The organism is Caballeronia fortuita, from assembly GCF_001544835.2.
Lineage (GTDB): Bacteria > Pseudomonadota > Gammaproteobacteria > Burkholderiales > Burkholderiaceae > Caballeronia > Caballeronia fortuita.
On record NZ_FCNX02000027.1, the window covers coordinates 1 to 19,445 of the forward strand.

A 19,445-nucleotide genomic window follows, 5' to 3' on the forward strand; every position below is an offset into this window, starting at 1 on the left:
GGAGCGGTAGTTCAGTTGGTTAGAATACCGGCCTGTCACGCCGGGGGTCGCGGGTTCGAGTCCCGTCCGCTCCGCCAAATCGTTGTTTGAAAAATCCAGCCCTCGCGCTGGATTTTTTTCGTCCGCTTTTTCTTGCGTTCGCCGCGTCCGATTCCCTTTCGTACACATCCGGTCGCCCTCGACGGTGATAATGGCCATTGCCAGCCCGCGCGCACTGTCTTAGTGTTTAGGCACTTGTTCTCGTGCCCGTGCGATGCTCGACCCGACCGAAGATCTCTCGCTCTATCAATTGCGCCAGGCGTCCATGGCGGACTTTGCCTTCGCCGAAGCGCTGACCCACGACAACATGGTCGGCTATTACCGTCGTCATAATCTCGTGTGGCGCGGCGACCTGTTTCTATCCAGCTGGCGCGAGTCCGAGAATTTCATCCTGCAGGCGGACGGCGTGCCGATCGGCGTCATGCGCGTCACCGAAGAAGACAATTCGCTGCATATTCGCGACGTGCAGATTGCGCAAGGTTATCGCGGGCGTGGCGCGGGAACGTTCCTGCTCAATACGGCGCATCGCTGGGCGAGGGCGCGCGGGCTGGCCGAGTGTCAGTTGCGCGTGTTCGTCGATAATCCGGCGGCGCGGCTCTATATCCGGCTCGGCTATCGGCCGGCGGGTCCGCGTCTCGCGCAGCTTGGCGCGATTCGCCACATGGTGCGGCACGTCTGAGGGCAGTTTCTAACTGCCGTCGATGTCGCGTTCATCGCGGGTATCGCGCGCAAAGAACGCGCGGGGACTTTCGCCGAACGCGCGCCGGAACATCGCGGAAAAGGCGCTCTGACTCTGATATCCCAGTTCGCGCGCGACCTGCGCAAGCGGCCGGCCCTGGCTCAGCAGCGGAATCGCGCGCGCGAGCACCGCTTGCTGCCGCCACTGCGAAAAGCTCACGCCGAGTTCCCGACGGAAAAGCCGCGCGATGGTGCGCGAACTCGCGCCTGCTTCCGAAGACCAACGCTCCAGATCCGAATGCGATGGATCGGCGAGCACGGCGTTGCACAACGCGCGCAGGCGCTTCTCGTTCGGCATCGGCACGGAGAGCGGCAGCGGCTGCGAACGGATGATTTCGTCGAGCGCGAGAGTGCCGAGCAGCCGCTCGCGCTGTCGCGAGATCGCTTCCTCGTCGAGCGCCGCGATGACTTCGCGCAGAAGCGGCGATACCTCGACGACGCGGCACGCGCCGAGACCCGCCGGCACGACGCTCGCATCGACATACAACGTCCGCAGATACGCATCCTCGACGATCACGACTTCGTGCGTCACGTTGGGCGGCACCCAGATTGCGCGCGAGGGCGGCACCATCCAGGTCGAATCGGCGGTTGCGACGCGCAACACGCCGCGCGACGTGTAGGCGACCTGCGCCCAAGGATGCGTATGCAGCGCGATACGCACGCCATACGGAACCGGCCGCGATCGCACGCGAATCGGATGATCGAGCGTCGGCGAATGCTCAATCGGGATATCGAGATGCTCGACTTCCTCACTCGACGTCCTCGATTCGACAAACGTGGTCATGTGCGCTCGGGTTGAACTGGGTTTGGGCAGCCGTCTCATGAGCCGCCACGCGCCGATGGTAGCCGAAAGCGCACGCGCCGGCGCGCCGCGGATTTTGCGCGGCGCATAATGGCCGCTCATCCATCTTTCGACGACAGGGCGCTTCTTCCGATGCAATACGTTTTTGTCTACGGCACGCTGCGCGCGGGCGAGGTCAACGATATCAACCGGGCGGCTGCGCGGCGTGGCATCGCGATGCCCGAATGGATCGGCGTCGCGCACGTGCACGGCCAACTCTTCGACTTCGGCACTTATCCGGGCCTCGTCATCGACGAGCACGGCGCACCGATTCGTGGCGACGTTTATCGGATCGAAGACGCGCTCGTGCCCGTGCTCGATGAGATCGAAGACGTATATCCGGGTGTGGAAGGTCTATTCCGCGCGCATCGTCTGCATGTGGAAGTGGGGATCGAGGGACGAAGGGATCGGATCGATTGCCTGATCTATCCTGTCGCGGCTGCCGCCGTGGACGGACTGCCGCGCATCGAAGGCGGCGACTGGATTGCGCATCGCGTGGCGCGCGCCTGAGCGCGAGGAAACGACAGGAGTCTCGTTCGCGCCGCCCGTTCTCAGGCGGCGCGAATGGCCCCGTGCTTGGTAAAACCGGCTTACTGGCTCGAACCTGCCGCCGGCTTGCTGTGCGACTTCTTGTGATGCATCGACTTGTGAGCCGGCGCCTGCTCTGTCATCTGCTGCGTCTCCTGACGCGATTGCAGAGCTTGGGCGCGGGATTCGACATCGGAGATTTTGGCGGGATCGGTGCTCATGGTCACGCCTTGATCGCTCTGGGCAAAGGCGCCCGTTGCGACCGCGCTGAGGGACAACAGAACAGCCAGGGACACTTTCTTCATTGTTACCTCCTAGTAGTAGTTGAACCCGGGAATCGTCTGTCCGATCCGGTGGAAAGACGGTTGAGCCTGAGCAAAAAACGCTCCCGCCGCATGGCGGGATGTCAGCCGCGAACCTCGCGCGTCCGACGATCAGACAATCTAATCATAAGCCGGGAATCGGGCAGCCGTGTGTCGCGTGCCCGTTCGATACCGGCCGATGCTGATCTCGCGCAATCGTCGAAATATTCCAGAGTGCTTAGCATTGCGCGCATCGCGATCAGTAGAGATGCAGCCAGCGATACACGTCGAAGCGTGCAAGCCCCACGAGTTCATGCATCGCGAGTTCGCTGTTCGCGAAGCCGCGGATGCGCGGAAAGAACGTGGGGTGATTGGGCCGCACGTCCGACACGAACGGCACGGGCGCATAGCCGAACGCCTCGAAGGCGCGCATCGAGCGCCGCATGTGATACGCGGATGTGACCACGATCAAACGGCTGTCATGTGCGGGCCCGAGAATCCCGGCCACGTTGCGCGCGTTCTGGTAAGTGTTGAGGCTTTGGTTCTCGCGCACGAGATCGTCCGAAGCGACGCCTTGTGCGAGCACGTAGGGCGCGTAGTTGTCGGCTTCCGCCTGGCCGTGGTGCTCGGGATCGCCGCCGCTCAGAATTACCTTGCACGAGGCGCCCGTCTCGCGGCATTCGCGATAAAGCATGCCGACGGCGTCGATGCGCCGCATCGCATTGGCGCGCGGAACGAGTCCCGACTCGCTACGATAAGTGCCGCCACCCATTAACACGATCGACGTTTGCGGCGCGAACGAAGGCACGTCCGTGTGACGATAGCCGTGCTGGGCGAGATCGAGCAAAGGCGTCGCGAACCATCCCGCGCCGACCGCCCACGCGAGCGCCGCCGCGACGACTGCGATCTGGGCGCGCCGGCGTCGCCACAGCGCAAATAATGCAAAAAAAAGCAGCAATAAAGTGAATAGAACCAATTTGATTGGGGTAACGTATTGGTTTCAGGACAATTCGTTCTGCCATCGCGGGCATCGGAACGCATCGGCGGATGTCGCAGTAAAGCGCGTGATTAGCGCGCTCTCAACGGGGGCTTGTAATAGAAAGCAGCACCTAACGCAAGCGGTGGCCAAACATTCGGCTGCGAGTCGTACATCGCAAACGGAATTCGGCGCGCCGCGTTTAGTCGACGTCGCGGACCGTCTTGCGACCGTCACGAGCGTCGTCATGGCTGCACAGGAAGAAAGAACGAGATGACCACGTATTCCAACGAAGTTGTACTCGAAGCACTTCGCCGAGCGCAGTATCGTCAGGTTCCCTGGGCGAAACGCCCCAACGTTTTCGATCTCTTGCGCGCGCTCGGCTTGCTCGAACTCGCGCGGCAGCGCACCGTGGCGCCCGCGCCCGGCTTTCACGCACCGGTCGACATCGCGGTCGTCACCGAGCGCGGCAAGCACGAATTCACGCGGCTTTCGCGCGACGAGCGCGGCACCGACTGGGATTTGCGCCGCTCGGAGCCTTATACGTTCGGTGGTCAGGAAGCTGTCCTGGAGGCGCGAGTCTAGCATCGCCGCATGAGCCGGCAGCGGTCGACAGTCGACGCACGGGTCGAGGGGGCGCTGTCGTCGGATGAAAGAGGCATCGTTGGGACAAAAAAGTGCCCGTGCCGCACGCGACACGGGCAGACCGGATTTCACTGTCGCCATGCTGTGCTCATGGCATCGGGTGTGACTGGCGCGAGGCGCACTGGTTCCGCGCCGCGCGCATCGTCGCGATGTGATCAACGATGCCGCGCGCGCGGATCGCGTTCCGCATCGGGACGGGCGCGCACGTTACTCGCGATATCGCCGCGCAAGTCTCCACGCGGCGCCGGTGGCGTCGCATCGTGGTTCTGACCGGCGTTCTGCGGCGCGGCCATGGTAGCCTTCGTACTGACGTGGAAATCGGACGCCGGCGGCGGCTGTGCCTGGCTCATCGTGGCGATGCCCGTCAGCGCGACAAGGCCGCCGCTAACGAGCAGAGTCGATGCCTTCATGGTGAAATCCTCGAAGCCTTCGTAAGGCCTGTTCGATCATTCACCAAGCTATGCCGCGGCACGCCGCGACGCTGTAAGGAATCGTAAAGAGTTGTTTCGCCCACGATGCGTCGCGCGCGACTGTGCTACGCCGCGAGCAACGCATTCGGAAGGGGAGGCGAGTTGGCGCAGGCTGCGGCGCTGCGCGCAAGGTGAAACGCGTGAATGAAGCCGGCGCGCCGGCTTCGTGCGAAGCCGAGCCGATCAGGCCATCTTGGCAGGCGCGCGCCACGATTCCGGATTCGTCCAGAACGCGCCGCGCAGGCGATCACGGCTCGGCGGCGCGGGCGGCTTCGCGGCGCTCGAACCGATGCGCCCACGCAGCGACACTTCGCGGCCATTGCCGGAGAGGCGCTTCACGATCTCGGCCAGCGTGCCGTCGGCCTGCCACTCGTCGAAGCGGCGGCGGCAAGTCGGCGGGGACGGATAGCGTCCGGGCAGCTTCGACCAGCCTTCGCCCGTCGACAGCACCCACAAGACCGCGTTGACCACGGCCCGCGCTTCGACGCGCGGACGTCCGCGCCGTTCGCTACGCGCCGGCTCGGAACAGAACAACGCCTCAACCAGCGCCCACTCGTTATCTCTCAAATCGTCGAACAGCACCATATCTCACCTCAGCGAAGCTAACCCCGGTGCGCTGCCCCGCGCCGCGCACTCTGGTCGGAATCCGATGAACGAATACCTGGGAAGGCCAGAGCGATTGCGGCGGACGATGTTCGATGTAACCGCGAATGGCTCCAACCTCTGTGCGCAATGAAATGCGAGAACCGTGCCATGCATGTCGCGAAATCCGGGAAACCCGCATGGCAGTAGGCTGACGCGATGCCAGCATGGCCCGTATAAGACCCGAAACAGACTGATTAAGAAATCGGGACAATCACCAATCAAGTGCAATAGGCCCATCCAGCGTGCGTGTGGGTTATATGCTGCACCGCAGCGAAACGCGCGTTCATGGATGAGATCACACCATTGATCGCTATAATTTGCGCATGAATTACGATTATTGATGAGCTGGCTGAATGAACGCGCCCTTGAACGTGACGTTGCGGCAACTGCGCGTCTTTATCGAAGTATCGAGACTGCGCAGTTTTAGCCGCGCGGGCGATGAGATCGGCCTCACGCAATCCGCGGTGAGCCGCTGCGTGCGCGAGCTGGAAGGGGAAATCGGCCTCAAGCTGATCGACCGGACGACGCGCGAAGTCCAATTGACCGATGTCGGCGTGAATCTCGTCGGCACGGTGTCGCGCCTTCTGGCCGATCTCGACGAAGCGTTGCGCGAAGTGCGCGACCTCGGGGAGCAGCGTCGTGGACGCGTGATCGTCGCGGCCAGCCCAACGGTCGCGTGCCGCTTGATGCCGCGTGTCATCGCGTCGTGTCTACGGCAGTTCCCGCTGATTACCCTGAGCCTGCGCGACGACGTCCAGTCCGACGTCCTGCGCAAGGTGAAATCGGGCGAAGTCGATTTCGGCGTGGTGATCGGCCCATTTTCGTCCGATGAACTTCACGGCGAACCGGTGATGACCGATTCGTTCTGTCTCGTCGCGCGGCGCGATCATGCGCTCGCGCACGAGGCGGCGGTGCCGTGGAAAGCGCTCGACGGCGAGCGGCTCGTGATGCTCGACTACGCGTCCGGCAGCCGGCCGATCATCGATGCTGTGATGCAGGAGCACGGCGTCGAGGCGCAGGTCGTGCAGGAGCTCGGCCATTCGGCGACGGTGTTCGGGCTCGTGGAGGCGGGCGTCGGTGTGAGCGTGTTGCCGTGGCTCGCGCTGCCGCTGCCGGCGGATTCGTCGCTGGTGGCGCTGCCGCTCGAGCCGCGCGCCGAGCGTACCGTCGAGCTGGTTCGGCGGCGCGACCGGTCGTTGTCGCCGGCGGCGGAGTCGGTCTGGTCGCTGATCGCATCGCTGCCGCGGCGTGCGGAAGACCTCGGATAAGCCCGCCGCGCGCGTCGAAAAAAGCACGCGCGCGTTAGACTTGCTTTTTTAAGACGAGACGACGGGGCGAGCGATGAGTGAAGCGGAAGGAGCGGTGATCGGCGGCGCGCACGGAACCGGTGCGCCGAATGCGCGCGATGCCGTGCGGGCACTGAGGCCGTCGCAGATTCGCGAGGTGGCGAACGCGGGTTTCGGCATCGCCGATGTACTGCCGTTCTGGTTCGGCGAGTCGGACCGCGTGACGCCGGAGTTCATCCGCGACGCCGCGAGCCGCGCGCTCACCGATGGCGCCACGTTCTACACGCACAACCTCGGCATCGCGCCGCTGCGCGAAGCGCTCAGCCGCTACGTGAGCGCGTTGCACGGAGCGACCGCGCCCGCGCACGTCGCGGTGACGAGCGCGGGCGTGAACGCGCTGATGCTTGCGGCGCAGCTCGTCGTCGGCGCGGGCGACCGGGTCGTCGCGGTGACGCCGCTATGGCCGAATCTCGTCGAAATACCGAAGATCCTCGGCGCGAGCGTCGACACGGTTTCGCTAACCTACGGCCCGCGCGGCTGGACGCTCGATCTCGATCGCCTGCTTGCGGCGCTCACGCCCGGCACGCGCATGCTGATGATCAACTCGCCGAACAACCCGACCGGCTGGACGATGACGCGCGATCAGCAGCGCGCCGTGCTTGAGCATTGCCGCCGTCACGGCATCTGGATCGTGGCGGACGAAGTCTACGAGCGCCTCTATTACAGCGACGACGCGCCCGGCCGCACGGCGCCGTCCTTTCTCGATCTCGCCGCACGCGACGAACGCGTGATCTCGGTGAATTCTTTCTCGAAGGCGTGGCTGATGACCGGCTGGCGGCTCGGCTGGCTCGTCGCGCCTGCGCAACTGATGGACGATCTCGGCAAGCTCGTCGAATACAACACCTCGTGCGCGCCGTCGTTCGTGCAGCAGGCGGGCATCGTGGCCGTCGAAGAAGGCGAGCGCTTCACGCAGGCGCTCGTCGCCGATCTGCGCGCGAGCCGCGATCATCTGGTGAAGGCGCTGCAGACGATCGACGGCGTCGACGTGCGCGCACCGGACGGCGCGATGTATCTTTTCTTCTCGCTGCCGGGCGCGCGCGACAGTCTCGTACTGTGCAAATCGCTCGTGCGCGATGCCGGGCTCGGGCTCGCACCGGGCAGCGCGTTCGGGCCGGAGGGCGAGGGCTTCGTGCGCTGGTGCTACGCGTGCGATCCCGCACGGCTCGACGCGGGGGTCGAACGCTTGCGGCGTTTTCTGGCGGCGCGCGGCGTCGAGTGAGGTCGGCGGGTGTCGATCGATCACCTTTACGCCCCGGTTGTTTTTGCGTAATATGGCGCTCAGTCACGCGCTTTCGCCTAGGAAAGCGCCACCTCGTCCGGCTGGGAGGGCCCGGCGACCGCTCACCGGTCGCCCTGTAACGCCTCTCCCCGGTGCGTGCTCCCAATCAATATGACCGATTACAATCGGGCGAGCGCGTCTTGAAACTCCGCGTCCAGCTTTATCGTTCGCACCATTTTGGTCGCGTTCGGACCTGCGCAAGCCCGATTTGAATTGAATCATTGACCATACAGGGTTGACCCAAGCTGCATGAATACCCAAGAGGCGAAGATCGTCCTCGAGACTGCCTTGATTTGCGCGCAGGAACCGCTGAGGCTGAATGAATTGCGCAAGCTGTTCGCCGACGACATATCGGCGGATACCGTTCGCACGTTGCTCGAAGCGCTCAAGGCCGACTGGTCGGGACGCGGTGTCGAACTCGTGACGCTTGCCTCGGGCTGGCGTTTTCAGAGCAAACCCGCAATGCGGGCCTATCTCGACAGACTGCACCCCGAAAAACCGCCGAAGTATTCGCGGGCCGTACTGGAAACGCTGGCAATCATTGCTTATCGGCAGCCGGTTACGCGCGGCGATATCGAAGAAATCCGCGGCGTCACTGTGAATACGCAGGTCGTGAAGCAACTGGAAGACCGTGGCTGGATCGAGGTGATCGGCCATCGCGACGTGCCGGGCCGCCCGGCGCTGTATGCAACGACCAAGCAGTTTCTCGACGATCTCGGGCTGACCGCGCTTGACGAACTGCCCGCGCTGGACAATCCGTCGGCGCAACTGGAGGCATCGCTGCTCGCGCAGCATTCGATCGAATTTCCCGATAGCGTCGCGGGCGATGCGCCGGCAGCGGATATCGGGGCGCAGGACGCGGCGGCATCGAACGGCGGGGAACACGACGCGCCCGCGCCGGTCAACGCCGATGAAGCACCGCAATTGCACGAGGCCGCCGCCGACGTTGCGGCTGAGCAAGAACAGTCAGAAGAACAGCAGGAAACACTCGGAACGGAACATGCGGATACGCTCGACGAGCGCGCGTTGTCGCCGGCCGGGATTCACGCACAGCCTTTGAGCACGACGCACGAAGCGTCCGAGCGGGCGCCGCGTGACGAGGAACCAGACGCGAGTCCATCGAACGAAGCCGAACTGGACGACGACTCCGAAGAACCGAAGGCGCGCCGCGCCTGACGCAAATTGCATAGCCCCTGATCCGGCAACCGGCTCTCCATAAAAGATTATTTCGAGACGACCAGCCGGACCGATCAGCGGATTTTTTGACGCGCCCGCGACGGGCGCGCGATTCGACATTTGAGGTTGTTTTGACACACTCCCACGACAGCGATTCGCCTGAATCCGCGCGCCCCGTGCATGCCGCGGACGCACCTGAGTCGGCCGATGCCGGCGAAAGCACGCGCACCGACCGCGCCGATGAAGGCGGCGAGGGCGATGACCGTCCGCGCCGCGGACTGCGTCGCGGGCCGCGCAGCCTGATCGCGCGGCGTCGCGCTGTCGCGAAGACGAAAGGCACCGACGCCGCACCGGACGCGCCTGACGCCGCGGCCGACACGCCGCCCGATGGCGTCGTCGCCGCGCAGGTCCGCACGCCGCGCAAGGATCCCGCAGCGAAGCCGCGCAAGAGCGAGGGGGCGAACCCGCGCGGTCGCCGGAACGCGCGCGCCGAAGCCGGCGAAGCACGTGCCGAGGCAGCGGACGAGCCGGCCGCACAGGCCGCCGCGCCCGCACCGCGTGAAGGCGGCCGGCGCAAGAATCCGCCGCAGCAAAAGCGCGGCAAGCGCAACGATGCCGGTCCCGCAACGGTCGAAAGCGCGGCTGCAGCCGCCGTCGACGACGTCTTCGCTTACGTGACCTCGCCCGCCTTCGACGCCGACAACGGTTCGGCCGGCGTGCGCGCGCCGATGCTGCGTCGTGGCCGCAATGCCCCGCAGCAAAAGCGTGTGCTGGAACCGGACGACGACGCGCCGAAGCTGCACAAGGTGCTCGCCGATGCGGGCATGGGCTCGCGCCGCGACATGGAAGAACTGATCATCGCCGGGCGCGTGTCGGTGAACGGCGAGCCGGCGCACATCGGCCAGCGCATCATGCCGACGGACCAGGTGCGCATCAACGGCAAGCCGGTCAGGCGCAAGCTCGCGAGCAAGCCGCCGCGCATCCTGCTGTATCACAAGCCGACGGGCGAGATCGTCAGTCACGCGGACCCGGAAGGCCGTCCGTCCGTTTTCGACAAACTGCCGTCGATGAAAACGGCGAAGTGGCTCGCGGTCGGCCGGCTCGACTTCAACACGGAAGGCCTGCTGCTGCTCACGACTTCGGGCGATCTGGCCAACCGCTTCATGCATCCGCGCTACAGCGTCGAGCGTGAGTATGCGGTGCGCGTGGTCGGGCAATTGTCCGAGGCCATGAAGCAGAAGCTGCTGAAGGGCGTCGAACTCGACGACGGTCCCGCCAACTTCCTGCGCATTCAGGACGGCGGCGGCGAAGGAACGAATCACTGGTATCACGTCGCGCTCGCCGAGGGGCGCAATCGCGAAGTGCGTCGGATGTTCGAGGCGGCGGGTCTGATGGTGAGCCGTCTCATCCGCACGCGTCACGGTCCGATCGCGCTGCCGCGCGGCCTGAAGCGCGGCCGCTGGGAAGAGCTCGAAGACAATCAGGTGCGCAGCCTGATGGCGTCGGTGGGTCTGAAGCTGCCGACGGCCGAGAAAGGCGGACGCAGCGCCGCGCCGCGCGTGCAACCCGATCCGATGCAGACGTCGATGGGCTTCATCACGCGCGAGCCGGTGCTGAGCTCGCACTCGCGCATGACGCAGCAGACGCCCGGCCGCGGCGGCGCTGGCCGGCGCGGTCAGCCGGGCGGATTGCCCGGCAGCTTCGGGCTCGGCGGCGGAATGGGTGGAGCGGGTGGAATGGGCGGATTCGGCGGCAATGCCGGCAACGCGGGCAATGCAGGCGCGGGCCGTCGCGGCGGCCGCGAGCCGAACGGCAACCGTATCGGCAACGAACCGAACGGTAATCGCGCGGGCGGTGCGCGTCCGGGTCCGCGCGGCGCGCGTCCGCAAGGCGGGCCGCAGGGCGCGGGTGGTCCGGGCAAGCGCGCAGCGGGCGGCAATGCCCCGCGTGGCAATCGCCAGGGCGGCGGCCAGCAGGGTGCGGGGCAAGCCAAGCCGGGCGGCGCGGGCCGCGGAACGCGCAATCGCTCGCGCGGCCGTTGAGCGTGAGATCGTAAAGAAGTGCAAAGAGGTCGGCCGGACGCGGGTAAGCAGCATGATCCCGCTTCCGGCAACGAATGCGCGCGCGCGAAACTACGCATCGGAAAGACAAACGAGCGTCAAACCGGCCTCAACAGGGCCGAAAGGGCGCTTTACGTTTGCGTTTATCCTGAAAAATGGCTAAAATCATGAAGTCGCTGGGCACGTAGTTTTTTTGCTGCCCTGAGTTCGACCTCGGTTGAAAAATGTGGGCGTTGCGCCCATTTTTTTTTGGCTTTTCGGTTCGGCATCTCGGGAGCAGGGGTGCGCGCCCGCATGAAGGCGCTCGCCCGCAGGTGTTTCGGCGTGGAGCGCGCGAACACCTTGGAGTTACTGTGCAACTGACGGAATTGATAGAAACCACGGTCTCGGGCCTGGGCTACGAGCTTGTCGATCTCGAGCGTTCGGGAGGCGGCATGTTGCGTGTCTATATCGACCAGCCGACCGGTATTGCCATCGAAGACTGCGAGAAGGTCACGCGCCAGCTCCAATATTTGTTCGAAGTCGAGAATATCGATTACGACCGGCTCGAAGTATCGTCGCCGGGGCTCGACCGCCCGCTCAAGAAACTGGCGGATTTCGAGCGCTTCGCGGGGAGCGAGGTCGCCATTACATTGAGGAAGCCGCTGGACGGGCGCAAGTCGTTCCGTGGCATTCTGCACGCCCCCGACGGCGAAACGATCGGATTGGAATTTGAAGGGAAGGACGGCGCCGCGATGCTCGATTTCACGCTCGCGGACCTCGATAAGGCACGTCTCGTCCCCAAGGTTGACTTTAGGAGCCGCAAACAATGAGTCGCGAAGTATTGATGCTGGCGGATGCGCTGGCACGCGAAAAGAACGTCAACAAGGACGTCGTGTACGCAGCGCTGGAAGCTGCGCTTGCTTCGGCAACGAAGAAGCTCTTCGAGGAAGATGTAGATATCCGCGTCGCCATCGACCGTGAAAGCGGCGAGCACGAGACCTTCCGCCGCTGGCGCGTCGTGCCGGACGAGGCCGGCCTGCAAGAGCCGGATCAGGAAATCCTGCTGTTCGAAGCGAAGGAGCAAAAGCCCGACGCACAGGTAGACGAGTTTATCGAGGAGCCGATTCCGTCGATCGAATTCGGCCGTATCGGCGCGCAGGCCGCCAAGCAGGTCATCCTGCAGAAGGTGCGCGACGCCGAGCGCGAGCAGATCCTGAACGACTTCCTCGAGCGCGGCGAAAAGATCATGACCGGCTCGGTGAAGCGCCTGGACAAGGGCAATTTCATCGTCGAATCGGGACGCGTCGAAGCGCTCTTGCGCCGCGACCAGCTCATTCCGAAGGAAAACCTGCGTGTGGGCGACCGCGTGCGTGCGTACATCGCCAAGGTCGATCGCACCGCGCGCGGCCCGCAGATCGAACTCTCGCGCACCGCGCCCGAGTTCCTGATGAAGCTGTTCGAACTCGAAGTGCCGGAAATCGAGCAAGGCCTGCTGGAAATCAAGGCGGCTGCGCGCGATCCCGGCGTGCGTGCGAAAATCGGTGTGATCGCGTACGACAAGCGCATCGATCCGATCGGTACGTGCGTGGGCATCCGCGGTTCGCGCGTGCAGGCAGTGAGGAATGAGCTCGGTGGCGAGAACGTGGACATCGTGCTATGGTCGGAAGATCCCGCCCAGTTCGTGATCGGCGCGCTCGCGCCGGCAGCCGTCCAGTCGATCGTCGTCGATGAAGAAAAGCACGCGATGGACGTCGTCGTTGACGAGAACGAACTCGCCGTCGCCATCGGCCGCGCCGGCCAGAACGTGAGGCTCGCGAGCGAGCTCACCGGCTGGCAAATCAATATCATGACGCCGGACGAATCGGCGTTGAAGCAGAACGAAGAGCGTGGCAAGTTGCGCGAGCTGTTCATGGCGCGTCTGGATGTGGACGAGGAAGTCGCCGACATCCTGATCGACGAAGGCTTCACGAGCCTCGAAGAAATCGCCTACGTGCCGCTCAACGAAATGCTCGAAATCGAAGCCTTCGACGAAGACACGGTGCACGAGTTGCGCAATCGCTCGCGCGACGCGCTGCTCACGATGGCGATCGCCAACGAAGAGAAAGTCGAAGGCGTCGCGCTCGATCTGAAGAGTCTCGAGGGCATGGACAGCGAACTGCTCGCGAAGCTTGCAGAGCATCAGATTCAGACCCGCGACGACCTCGCGGAGCTGGCAGTAGATGAACTGGTCGAAATGACCGGTATGGAAGAGGATGCCGCTAAGGCGTTGATCATGAAAGCACGTGAACACTGGTTCCAGTGAGAAATGACCATGGCGCACTGATATTTGGCGGCCTGTCTGGCCGCGTGACCCCGATCTAACCGCAAGGATTGGTCCTTGCATCAAGAGGAATGAATGGCGAGTAACAACGTAGCCCAATTTGCCGCGGAACTCAAAATGCCTGCGGGCGTCCTGCTCGAGCAGTTGCAGGCGGCTGGCGTCCAGAAAGCGAGCGCGAACGACGACCTGTCCGAGACGGACAAGGCGCGTCTGCTCGATCATTTGCGCAAGTCGCACGGTTCCGCCGACGCCGACAAGCGCAAGATCACTTTGACCCGCCGGCATACGTCGGAAATCAAGCAATCCGACGCAACGGGTAAAGCTCGCACCATTCAGGTCGAGGTGCGCAAAAAGCGTGTTTTCGTGAAGCGCGACGAACCCGGTCTCGAGCAGGCCGAGGCGCAGGCGAATCATGTCGAAGAGCCGGAAGTCGACGAGGCCGAACTGCAGCGCCGCGAGGAAGAAGCGCGTCACGCTGCCGAGCAGCTCGAGCGCGAAGAGCGCGAGCTGAAGGAGCGTCAGGCGAAGTTCGAGCAGGAAGAAGCCGAGCGCCGCGCACGCGAGGAAGCGGCGGAAGCCGAGCGTCGCAAGCAGGAAGAAGAAGCGGCGCGCCGTGCGGCGGCTGCGGCTCAGGCTGCGGAAATCTCGCGTGCGGCGCAGGCCGCGCGGCAGGAAACGCGCGTGCAACCGGCGGCTGTCGAAGCGAAGCCGGAGCCGAAGCAGGACGACACTGCCCAACGCGAAGCCGCTGAAAAAGCTGCGGAAGAAAAGGCCGCGAGCGAACGTGCCGCGCAGCGCGAAGCCGCGAAGAAGGCGGAAGAAGACGCGAAGGCCAAGGCCGAAAAGGCGCGCCTCGAGCAGGAAGCGGTCGCGAAGCGCCGTGCGGCGGCAGAAGCCGAAGCCCGCGCGATCCGCGAAATGATGAACACGCCGCGCAAGGCGCAGGTGAAGGCGCCGGAACCCGCGCCCGCACCTAAGCCGGCCGAAGCGGCGAAGGCCGCCGAAGCGAAGGGCACGCTGCACAAGCCCGCGAAGCCGGAAGGCGCACAGGCGGCCCGTCCCGCAGCGGCGAAGAAGCCGGCTGCAGGCGGCGCGCCGGCGCCCGCATCGACGGCACCGGCAGGCGCTGGCGACAAGAAGAAGGCTGGCAAGGGCGGCTGGCAGCAGGACGACGCATCGAAGCGTCGCGGCATGAAGACGCGCGGCGATTCGAGCGGCGGTGTCGATCGCGGCTGGCGCGGCGGTCCGAAGGGTCGCGGCAAGCATCAGGATCAGTCGACGTCGTTCCAGGCGCCAACCGAGCCGATCATCCGTGAAGTGCACGTGCCGGAAACCATCTCGGTGGCCGACCTTGCGCACAAGATGTCGGTGAAGGCTTCGGAAGTCATCAAGGTGATGATGAAGCTCGGCCAGATGGTCACGATCAATCAGGTGCTGGATCAGGAAACGGCGATGATCGTCGTCGAGGAACTGGGCCATCGCGCGGTCGCGGCGAAGCTGGACGATCCGGAAGCGCTCCTGATCGAAGGCGAAACCACCGAGGAAACGGCGGAGAAGCTGCCGCGTCCGCCGGTCGTCACAGTCATGGGTCACGTCGACCACGGCAAGACCTCGCTCCTGGACTACATCCGTCGCGCGAAAGTGGCGGCGGGCGAAGCGGGCGGCATCACGCAGCATATCGGCGCGTATCACGTCGAGACGCCGCGCGGCGTCATCACCTTCCTCGACACGCCGGGTCACGAGGCCTTTACGGCCATGCGTGCGCGCGGCGCGAAGGCAACCGACATCGTCATTCTGGTCGTCGCGGCCGATGACGGCGTGATGCCGCAGACGAAGGAAGCGATCGCCCACGCGAAGGCGGGCGGCGTGCCGATCGTCGTCGCGATCAACAAGATCGACAAGCCGGAAGCCAACCCCGACCGCGTGAAGCAGGAACTCGTCGCGGAAGGCGTGGTGCCGGAAGAATACGGCGGCGATTCGCCGTTCATCGAAGTGTCGGCAAAGACGGGCCGCGGTATCGACGATCTGCTGGAAAACGTGTCGCTGCAAGCCGAAGTGCTGGAACTTACCGCGCCGGTCGACGCCCCTGCGAAGGGTCTCGTCATCGAAGCGAAGCTGGACAAGGGTAAGGGCCCGGTCGCGACCATTCTGGTGCAGTCGGGCACGCTGAACCGCGGCGACGTGGTGCTGGCGGGCAGCGCATACGGCCGCGTTCGCGCAATGCTGGACGAAACCGGCAAGCCGACGAAGACGGCGGGTCCGTCGATTCCGGTCGAAATTCAAGGTCTGTCGGAAGTGCCGGCGGCGGGCGAGGAAGTCATCGTGTTGCCGGACGAGCGCAAGGCGCGCGAAATCGCGCTGTTCCGTCAAGGCAAGTTCCGCGACGTGAAGCTTGCCAAGCAGCAGGCCGCGAAGCTCGAAAACATGCTCGAGCAGATGGGCGAAGGCGAAGTGCAGAACCTGCCGCTCATCGTCAAGGCGGACGTGCAGGGCTCGCAGGAAGCGCTGGTTCAGTCGCTGCAGAAGCTCTCGACCAACGAAGTGCGGGTGCAGATCGTGCACAGCGCGGTCGGCGCGATCAGCGAATCGGACGTCAACCTGGCGACGGCGTCGAAGGCGGTCATCATCGGCTTCAACACGCGTGCGGATGCGCAAGCCCGCAAGCTGGCCGAGGCGAACGGCATCGACATCCGCTACTACAACATCATCTACGACGCCGTGGATGAGGTGAAGGCGGCGATGTCCGGCATGCTCGCGCCGGAGAAGCGCGAGACGGTGACGGGCATGGTCGAGGTGCGTCAGGTCATCCGCGTGCCGAAGGTCGGCCTGATCGCGGGTTGTATGGTCACGGACGGCGTGGTGAAGCGTTCCTCGTCGGTGCGCGTGATCCGCAACAACGTCGTGATCCACACCGGCGAGCTCGATTCGCTCAAGCGCTTCAAGGACGACGTCAAGGAAGTGCGCCAGGGCTTCGAGTGCGGTATGTCGATCAAGAACTTCAGCGACATCGTCGAAGGCGATCAGTTCGAAGTCTTCGAAGTGACGGAAGTGGCCCGCACGCTGTAATGCGTTAGCCGCTGAGAAAAGGGCGGGGCGAGCCTTGCGGCTTGCTCCGCCCTTTTTGTTTAGCGCGGCAGGAAAGGAACTACGGAAACGACATCATGGCTAAAAAACGGACATCCGCGAACCGCAACGTGCAGATTGCGGACCAGATCCAGCGCGATCTTTCCGAGCTCATGCGCGAGGTGAAAGACCCGCGCGTGGGCCTCGTGACGATTCAGAGCGTCGAGCTCACGCCCGACTACGCGCACGCGAAGGTCTACTTCACGACGCTGACCGGCGATCCGAAGCAGACGCAGGAAGGGCTCAATCACGCGGCGGGCCATCTGCACAACATGCTTTTCAAGCGCCTGCATATTCATACGGTGCCGAGGCTGCATTTCCACTACGACCAGACGATCGAGAAGGCCGTCGAGATGTCGCGTCTCATCGACGAAGCGAACGCGACGCGCGCGAAAGATGCGGACGACGATCAGGAAGGTGCGTGAGTGAAGGGCGGTCCGAAGATTCCACGTCGCGCGCTGGACGGCGTGCTTCTGCTGGACAAGCCGCTCGGCCTATCCAGCAACGACGCGCTCATCAAGGCAAAGCGGATTTATCTGGCGAAGAAGGCCGGTCACACCGGCACGCTCGATCCGCTCGCGACCGGCCTGCTGCCGCTGTGTTTCGGCGAGGCGACGAAGTTTTCGCAAGACCTGCTCGACGCCGACAAGACCTACGAAGCGACGATGCGTCTGGGTATCCGCACGACGACGGGCGATGCCGAAGGCGAAGCCATCGACACGCGCGAGGTGACGTGCGATGAAGCGTCGGTCGCCGATGCGATGGAGCGATTCATCGGCGATATCGTCCAAATTCCGCCGATGTACTCCGCTCTGAAGCGCGACGGCAAGCCGCTCTACGAATATGCGCGCGCCGGTCAGACGGTCGAGCGCGAAGGGCGCAATGTGACGATCCACGCGTTGCATTTGATCGCGTGTGCATTGCCGCTCGTGACGTTTCGCGTGACGTGCAGCAAGGGCACGTATGTTCGCACGCTGGCAGAGGACATCGGCGAAGCGCTCGGATGCGGCGCACATCTGACGGCGCTGCGGCGCACGGGCGTCGGCGCGCTCACGCTCGAACACGCGGTCACGCTCGATCAGCTCGCGCGCCTGACCGAAGCCGAACGCGACGCGCGGCTCCAGCCCGTCGACGCGCTCCTTTCCACCTTTCCCGCCGTTCAGTTGAACGATGAAGCGACGAAGCGCTTCCTGCACGGCCAGCGCCTGAAGCTCGCCGATGTTGCGAAGACTCGTCTCGAAGAAGGCCGCGTGCGCGTCTATGCGCAGGAAGGCGGCCGGCTGCTCGGCGTCGCGCGTGCGGGCGAGGGCGTGCTCGCGCCGGAAAGGCTCGTCGTCACGGCACAATGAAAAAGAGCCCGGTCGAGATCGACCAGGCTCTTTCTTGGGTGCTAACCAAAGGCGTTCAGTGCGCCGCCGATGCCGCCGCCGCCGAATCCCCGCCGCCGGACCGCTCGGGCTTCGTGATCCAGATCAGCACGATCAGCGCGACGAAGATCCCAGCCGATATATAGAACATGTCGTTCACGCCGAGTTGCGCGGCCTGCTGGGTCGCCATGCTGTTGTAGAGGCCGACGGTCTGCTCGTGCGAGAGGCCGAGCGCGCCCATTTGCTGCATCGAATTAGCGAACACGGGGTTGTACGAGTTCGCGCTTTCGACGAGCTGCGCGTGATGCACAATCGAACGATGCTCCCACGCCGTCGAAAAGATCGACGTGCCGATGCCGCCGCACATGATCCGCACGAAGTTCGACAGCCCCGACGCCGCCGGTATCCGATGCCCCGGCAAGCCCGACAGCGTGATCGACACGAGCGGGATGAAGAAGCCCGCCATGCCGATGCCCTGAATCAGCGTCGGCAGCGTCAGCGCCCACGTGTCGACGCCGGTCGTGTAACGCGAGCGCATCCAGAAGCACAGCGCGAACACGAGGAAGGCCGCGGTCGCGATAAAGCGCGGATCGGTGCGCGGCAGGAACTTGCCCGTGATCGGCGAGAGCAGGATCGCGAAGACGCCGACGGGCGCCATCACGAGACCGGCGTTCGTCGCCGTATAGCCGATGTCCGTCTGCAGCCACAACGGCAGCAGCACGAGATTGCCGAAGTAGAGCCCGTAACCGATCGATAGCGCGATCGTGCCGCCCGTGAAATTGCGCAGCTCGAAGAGCGACAGGTCGACGACCGGATGCTCCGCCGTCAGCTCCCACACGATGAAGAACGCGAACGCGATGACGGCGATGAGCGCGAGCACGACGATCGTGGTCGAATTGAACCAGTCGAGATCCTTGCCTTTGTCGAGCATAATTTGCAGCGAGCCGACCCAGACGACGAGCAGCCCGAGACCGACCGTGTCGATCGGCGCCTTGCGGATCGTCGAATCGCGGTCGCGGAAGATCGCGAACGTGGCGAGCGCCGCCGCGATGCCGACCGGAATGTTCACGTAGAAGATCCACGGCCACGAGATGTTGTCCGAAATCCAGCCGCCGAGCACCGGACCCGCGACCGGCGCGATCAGCGTGGTCATTGACCACATCGACAAGGCCATCGGCGCCTTTTCACGCGGATAGCTCGCGAGCAGCAGCGTTTGCGACAGCGGGATCATCGGGCCGGCGACCGCACCCTGGAAGACGCGCGCGGCGAGCAGGAAGGGCAGCGTCGGCGCGAGGCCGCAAAGCCACGACGCGATCACGAACAGGATGATCGAGCCGAGAAAGAGCCGGACCTGCCCGAGCCGCTGCGTGAGCCAGCCGGTGAGCGGCACCGAGATCGCGTTGGCGACCGCAAACGACGTGATGACCCACGTGCCTTGATCCGAGGACACGCCGAGATCGCCGGAGATCGACGGAATCGAGACGTTCGCAATGGACGTGTCGAGCACGTTCATGAACACCGCGAGCGACACGGCGATCGTCCCGATGACGAGTTTGCCGCCCGATAGCGGCGGATGAACGACGTTTTGCGAAGACATGGGCGCGTCCG

At 64.4% G+C, this 19,445-nt stretch carries 18 protein-coding genes and 1 tRNA gene; 13 read left to right on the forward strand and 6 right to left on the reverse strand.

Annotation, left to right across the window (positions count from 1 at the left end; all coding sequences use genetic code 11):
• Positions 1-77 (forward strand) — tRNA-Asp (locus tag AWB77_RS32590).
• A 176-nt stretch (positions 78-253) separates the two neighbouring features.
• The gene (locus AWB77_RS32595; RefSeq protein WP_061138576.1) at positions 254-718 is read left to right on the forward strand and encodes a GNAT family N-acetyltransferase; all 465 of its coding nucleotides are present in this window, start codon (positions 254-256) and stop codon (positions 716-718) included.
• Positions 719-727: 9 nt separating this feature from the next.
• Here AWB77_RS32595 and AWB77_RS32600 read toward each other — a convergent pair whose 3' ends face one another.
• Positions 728-1,561 (reverse strand): AraC family transcriptional regulator, encoded by an 834-nt coding sequence (locus AWB77_RS32600; protein ID WP_061138612.1) that lies wholly within the window; start codon positions 1,559-1,561, stop codon positions 728-730.
• A gap of 150 nt (positions 1,562-1,711) precedes the next feature.
• Here AWB77_RS32600 and AWB77_RS32605 point away from each other — a divergent pair, with 150 nt between their 5' ends.
• Positions 1,712-2,128 carry a gamma-glutamylcyclotransferase family protein gene (locus AWB77_RS32605; RefSeq protein ID WP_061138577.1) on the forward strand — a complete coding sequence of 139 codons (417 nt, stop codon included), beginning with the start codon at positions 1,712-1,714 and terminating at the stop codon, positions 2,126-2,128.
• 80 nt (positions 2,129-2,208) lie between these two features.
• Here AWB77_RS32605 and AWB77_RS32610 read toward each other — a convergent pair whose 3' ends face one another.
• Both AWB77_RS32610 and AWB77_RS32615 read right to left on the reverse strand, forming a co-directional pair.
• Positions 2,209-2,451 carry a hypothetical protein gene (locus tag AWB77_RS32610; protein ID WP_061138578.1) on the reverse strand — a complete coding sequence of 81 codons (243 nt, stop codon included), beginning with the start codon at positions 2,449-2,451 and terminating at the stop codon, positions 2,209-2,211.
• Between the two features lie 256 nt (positions 2,452-2,707).
• On the reverse strand, positions 2,708-3,424 hold the full coding sequence (locus tag AWB77_RS32615; protein WP_063936597.1) for a YdcF family protein: 717 nt from the start codon (positions 3,422-3,424) through the stop codon (positions 2,708-2,710).
• 273 nt (positions 3,425-3,697) lie between these two features.
• Here AWB77_RS32615 and AWB77_RS32620 point away from each other — a divergent pair, with 273 nt between their 5' ends.
• Positions 3,698-4,009 (forward strand): hypothetical protein, encoded by a 312-nt coding sequence (locus tag AWB77_RS32620; RefSeq protein ID WP_061138580.1) that lies wholly within the window; start codon positions 3,698-3,700, stop codon positions 4,007-4,009.
• A 215-nt stretch (positions 4,010-4,224) separates the two neighbouring features.
• On the opposite strand, the gene AWB77_RS32625 is transcribed toward AWB77_RS32620, so the two are convergent.
• Positions 4,225-4,479, reverse strand: a complete 255-nt coding sequence (locus tag AWB77_RS32625) for a hypothetical protein (protein ID WP_061138581.1) — start codon at positions 4,477-4,479, stop codon at positions 4,225-4,227.
• Positions 4,480-4,722: 243 nt separating this feature from the next.
• On the reverse strand, positions 4,723-5,124 hold the full coding sequence (locus AWB77_RS32630) for a transposase (RefSeq protein ID WP_061138582.1): 402 nt from the start codon (positions 5,122-5,124) through the stop codon (positions 4,723-4,725).
• Between the two features lie 425 nt (positions 5,125-5,549).
• Here AWB77_RS32630 and AWB77_RS32635 point away from each other — a divergent pair, with 425 nt between their 5' ends.
• The 9 genes from AWB77_RS32635 to truB all read left to right on the forward strand — a co-directional run bounded on the left by AWB77_RS32635 (position 5,550) and on the right by truB (position 17,819).
• Positions 5,550-6,452, forward strand: a complete 903-nt coding sequence (locus tag AWB77_RS32635) for a LysR family transcriptional regulator (RefSeq protein ID WP_061138613.1) — start codon at positions 5,550-5,552, stop codon at positions 6,450-6,452.
• A 73-nt stretch (positions 6,453-6,525) separates the two neighbouring features.
• On the forward strand, positions 6,526-7,749 hold the full coding sequence (locus AWB77_RS32640) for a pyridoxal phosphate-dependent aminotransferase (RefSeq protein WP_061138583.1): 1,224 nt from the start codon (positions 6,526-6,528) through the stop codon (positions 7,747-7,749).
• 309 nt (positions 7,750-8,058) lie between these two features.
• The gene (gene scpB, locus AWB77_RS32645; protein ID WP_061138584.1) at positions 8,059-8,985 is read left to right on the forward strand and encodes an SMC-Scp complex subunit ScpB; all 927 of its coding nucleotides are present in this window, start codon (positions 8,059-8,061) and stop codon (positions 8,983-8,985) included.
• Between the two features lie 131 nt (positions 8,986-9,116).
• On the forward strand, positions 9,117-11,027 hold the full coding sequence (gene rluB / locus AWB77_RS32650) for a 23S rRNA pseudouridine(2605) synthase RluB (RefSeq protein WP_061138585.1): 1,911 nt from the start codon (positions 9,117-9,119) through the stop codon (positions 11,025-11,027).
• Positions 11,028-11,398: 371 nt separating this feature from the next.
• Complete coding sequence (rimP, locus tag AWB77_RS32655; protein WP_061138586.1) at positions 11,399-11,857, forward strand: ribosome maturation factor RimP; 459 nt, start codon at positions 11,399-11,401, stop codon at positions 11,855-11,857.
• Entirely contained in the window at positions 11,854-13,329 is a 1,476-nt protein-coding gene (nusA, locus tag AWB77_RS32660; protein WP_061138587.1) for a transcription termination factor NusA, read from the forward strand. The genes rimP and nusA overlap by 4 nt, the downstream gene beginning before the upstream one ends.
• A gap of 93 nt (positions 13,330-13,422) precedes the next feature.
• Positions 13,423-16,413 carry a translation initiation factor IF-2 gene (infB, locus tag AWB77_RS32665; protein WP_061138588.1) on the forward strand — a complete coding sequence of 997 codons (2,991 nt, stop codon included), beginning with the start codon at positions 13,423-13,425 and terminating at the stop codon, positions 16,411-16,413.
• Positions 16,414-16,508: 95 nt separating this feature from the next.
• The gene (gene rbfA, locus AWB77_RS32670) at positions 16,509-16,895 is read left to right on the forward strand and encodes a 30S ribosome-binding factor RbfA (protein ID WP_061138589.1); all 387 of its coding nucleotides are present in this window, start codon (positions 16,509-16,511) and stop codon (positions 16,893-16,895) included.
• The gene (gene truB / locus AWB77_RS32675; protein WP_061138590.1) at positions 16,896-17,819 is read left to right on the forward strand and encodes a tRNA pseudouridine(55) synthase TruB; all 924 of its coding nucleotides are present in this window, start codon (positions 16,896-16,898) and stop codon (positions 17,817-17,819) included.
• A 55-nt stretch (positions 17,820-17,874) separates the two neighbouring features.
• Here truB and AWB77_RS32680 read toward each other — a convergent pair whose 3' ends face one another.
• The gene (locus AWB77_RS32680) at positions 17,875-19,434 is read right to left on the reverse strand and encodes a DHA2 family efflux MFS transporter permease subunit (protein ID WP_061138591.1); all 1,560 of its coding nucleotides are present in this window, start codon (positions 19,432-19,434) and stop codon (positions 17,875-17,877) included.
• Positions 19,435-19,445 lie beyond the last annotated feature (11 nt).

What these genes read in the sequence shown, in the direction of transcription:
- AWB77_RS32595 (WP_061138576.1), top strand. Translation starts at nt 254, where the DNA reads ATGCTCGACCCGACCGAAGATCTCTCGCTCTATCAATTGCGCCAGGCG.
- AWB77_RS32600 (WP_061138612.1), bottom strand. Translation starts at nt 1,561, where the DNA reads ATGACCACGTTTGTCGAATCGAGGACGTCGAGTGAGGAAGTCGAGCAT.
- AWB77_RS32605 (WP_061138577.1), top strand. Translation starts at nt 1,712, where the DNA reads ATGCAATACGTTTTTGTCTACGGCACGCTGCGCGCGGGCGAGGTCAAC.
- AWB77_RS32610 (WP_061138578.1), bottom strand. Translation starts at nt 2,451, where the DNA reads ATGAAGAAAGTGTCCCTGGCTGTTCTGTTGTCCCTCAGCGCGGTCGCA.
- AWB77_RS32620 (WP_061138580.1), top strand. Translation starts at nt 3,698, where the DNA reads ATGACCACGTATTCCAACGAAGTTGTACTCGAAGCACTTCGCCGAGCG.
- AWB77_RS32625 (WP_061138581.1), bottom strand. Translation starts at nt 4,479, where the DNA reads ATGAAGGCATCGACTCTGCTCGTTAGCGGCGGCCTTGTCGCGCTGACG.
- AWB77_RS32630 (WP_061138582.1), bottom strand. Translation starts at nt 5,124, where the DNA reads ATGGTGCTGTTCGACGATTTGAGAGATAACGAGTGGGCGCTGGTTGAG.
- AWB77_RS32640 (WP_061138583.1), top strand. Translation starts at nt 6,526, where the DNA reads ATGAGTGAAGCGGAAGGAGCGGTGATCGGCGGCGCGCACGGAACCGGT.
- scpB (WP_061138584.1), top strand. Translation starts at nt 8,059, where the DNA reads ATGAATACCCAAGAGGCGAAGATCGTCCTCGAGACTGCCTTGATTTGC.
- nusA (WP_061138587.1), top strand. Translation starts at nt 11,854, where the DNA reads ATGAGTCGCGAAGTATTGATGCTGGCGGATGCGCTGGCACGCGAAAAG.
- infB (WP_061138588.1), top strand. Translation starts at nt 13,423, where the DNA reads ATGGCGAGTAACAACGTAGCCCAATTTGCCGCGGAACTCAAAATGCCT.
- rbfA (WP_061138589.1), top strand. Translation starts at nt 16,509, where the DNA reads ATGGCTAAAAAACGGACATCCGCGAACCGCAACGTGCAGATTGCGGAC.
- AWB77_RS32680 (WP_061138591.1), bottom strand. Translation starts at nt 19,434, where the DNA reads ATGTCTTCGCAAAACGTCGTTCATCCGCCGCTATCGGGCGGCAAACTC.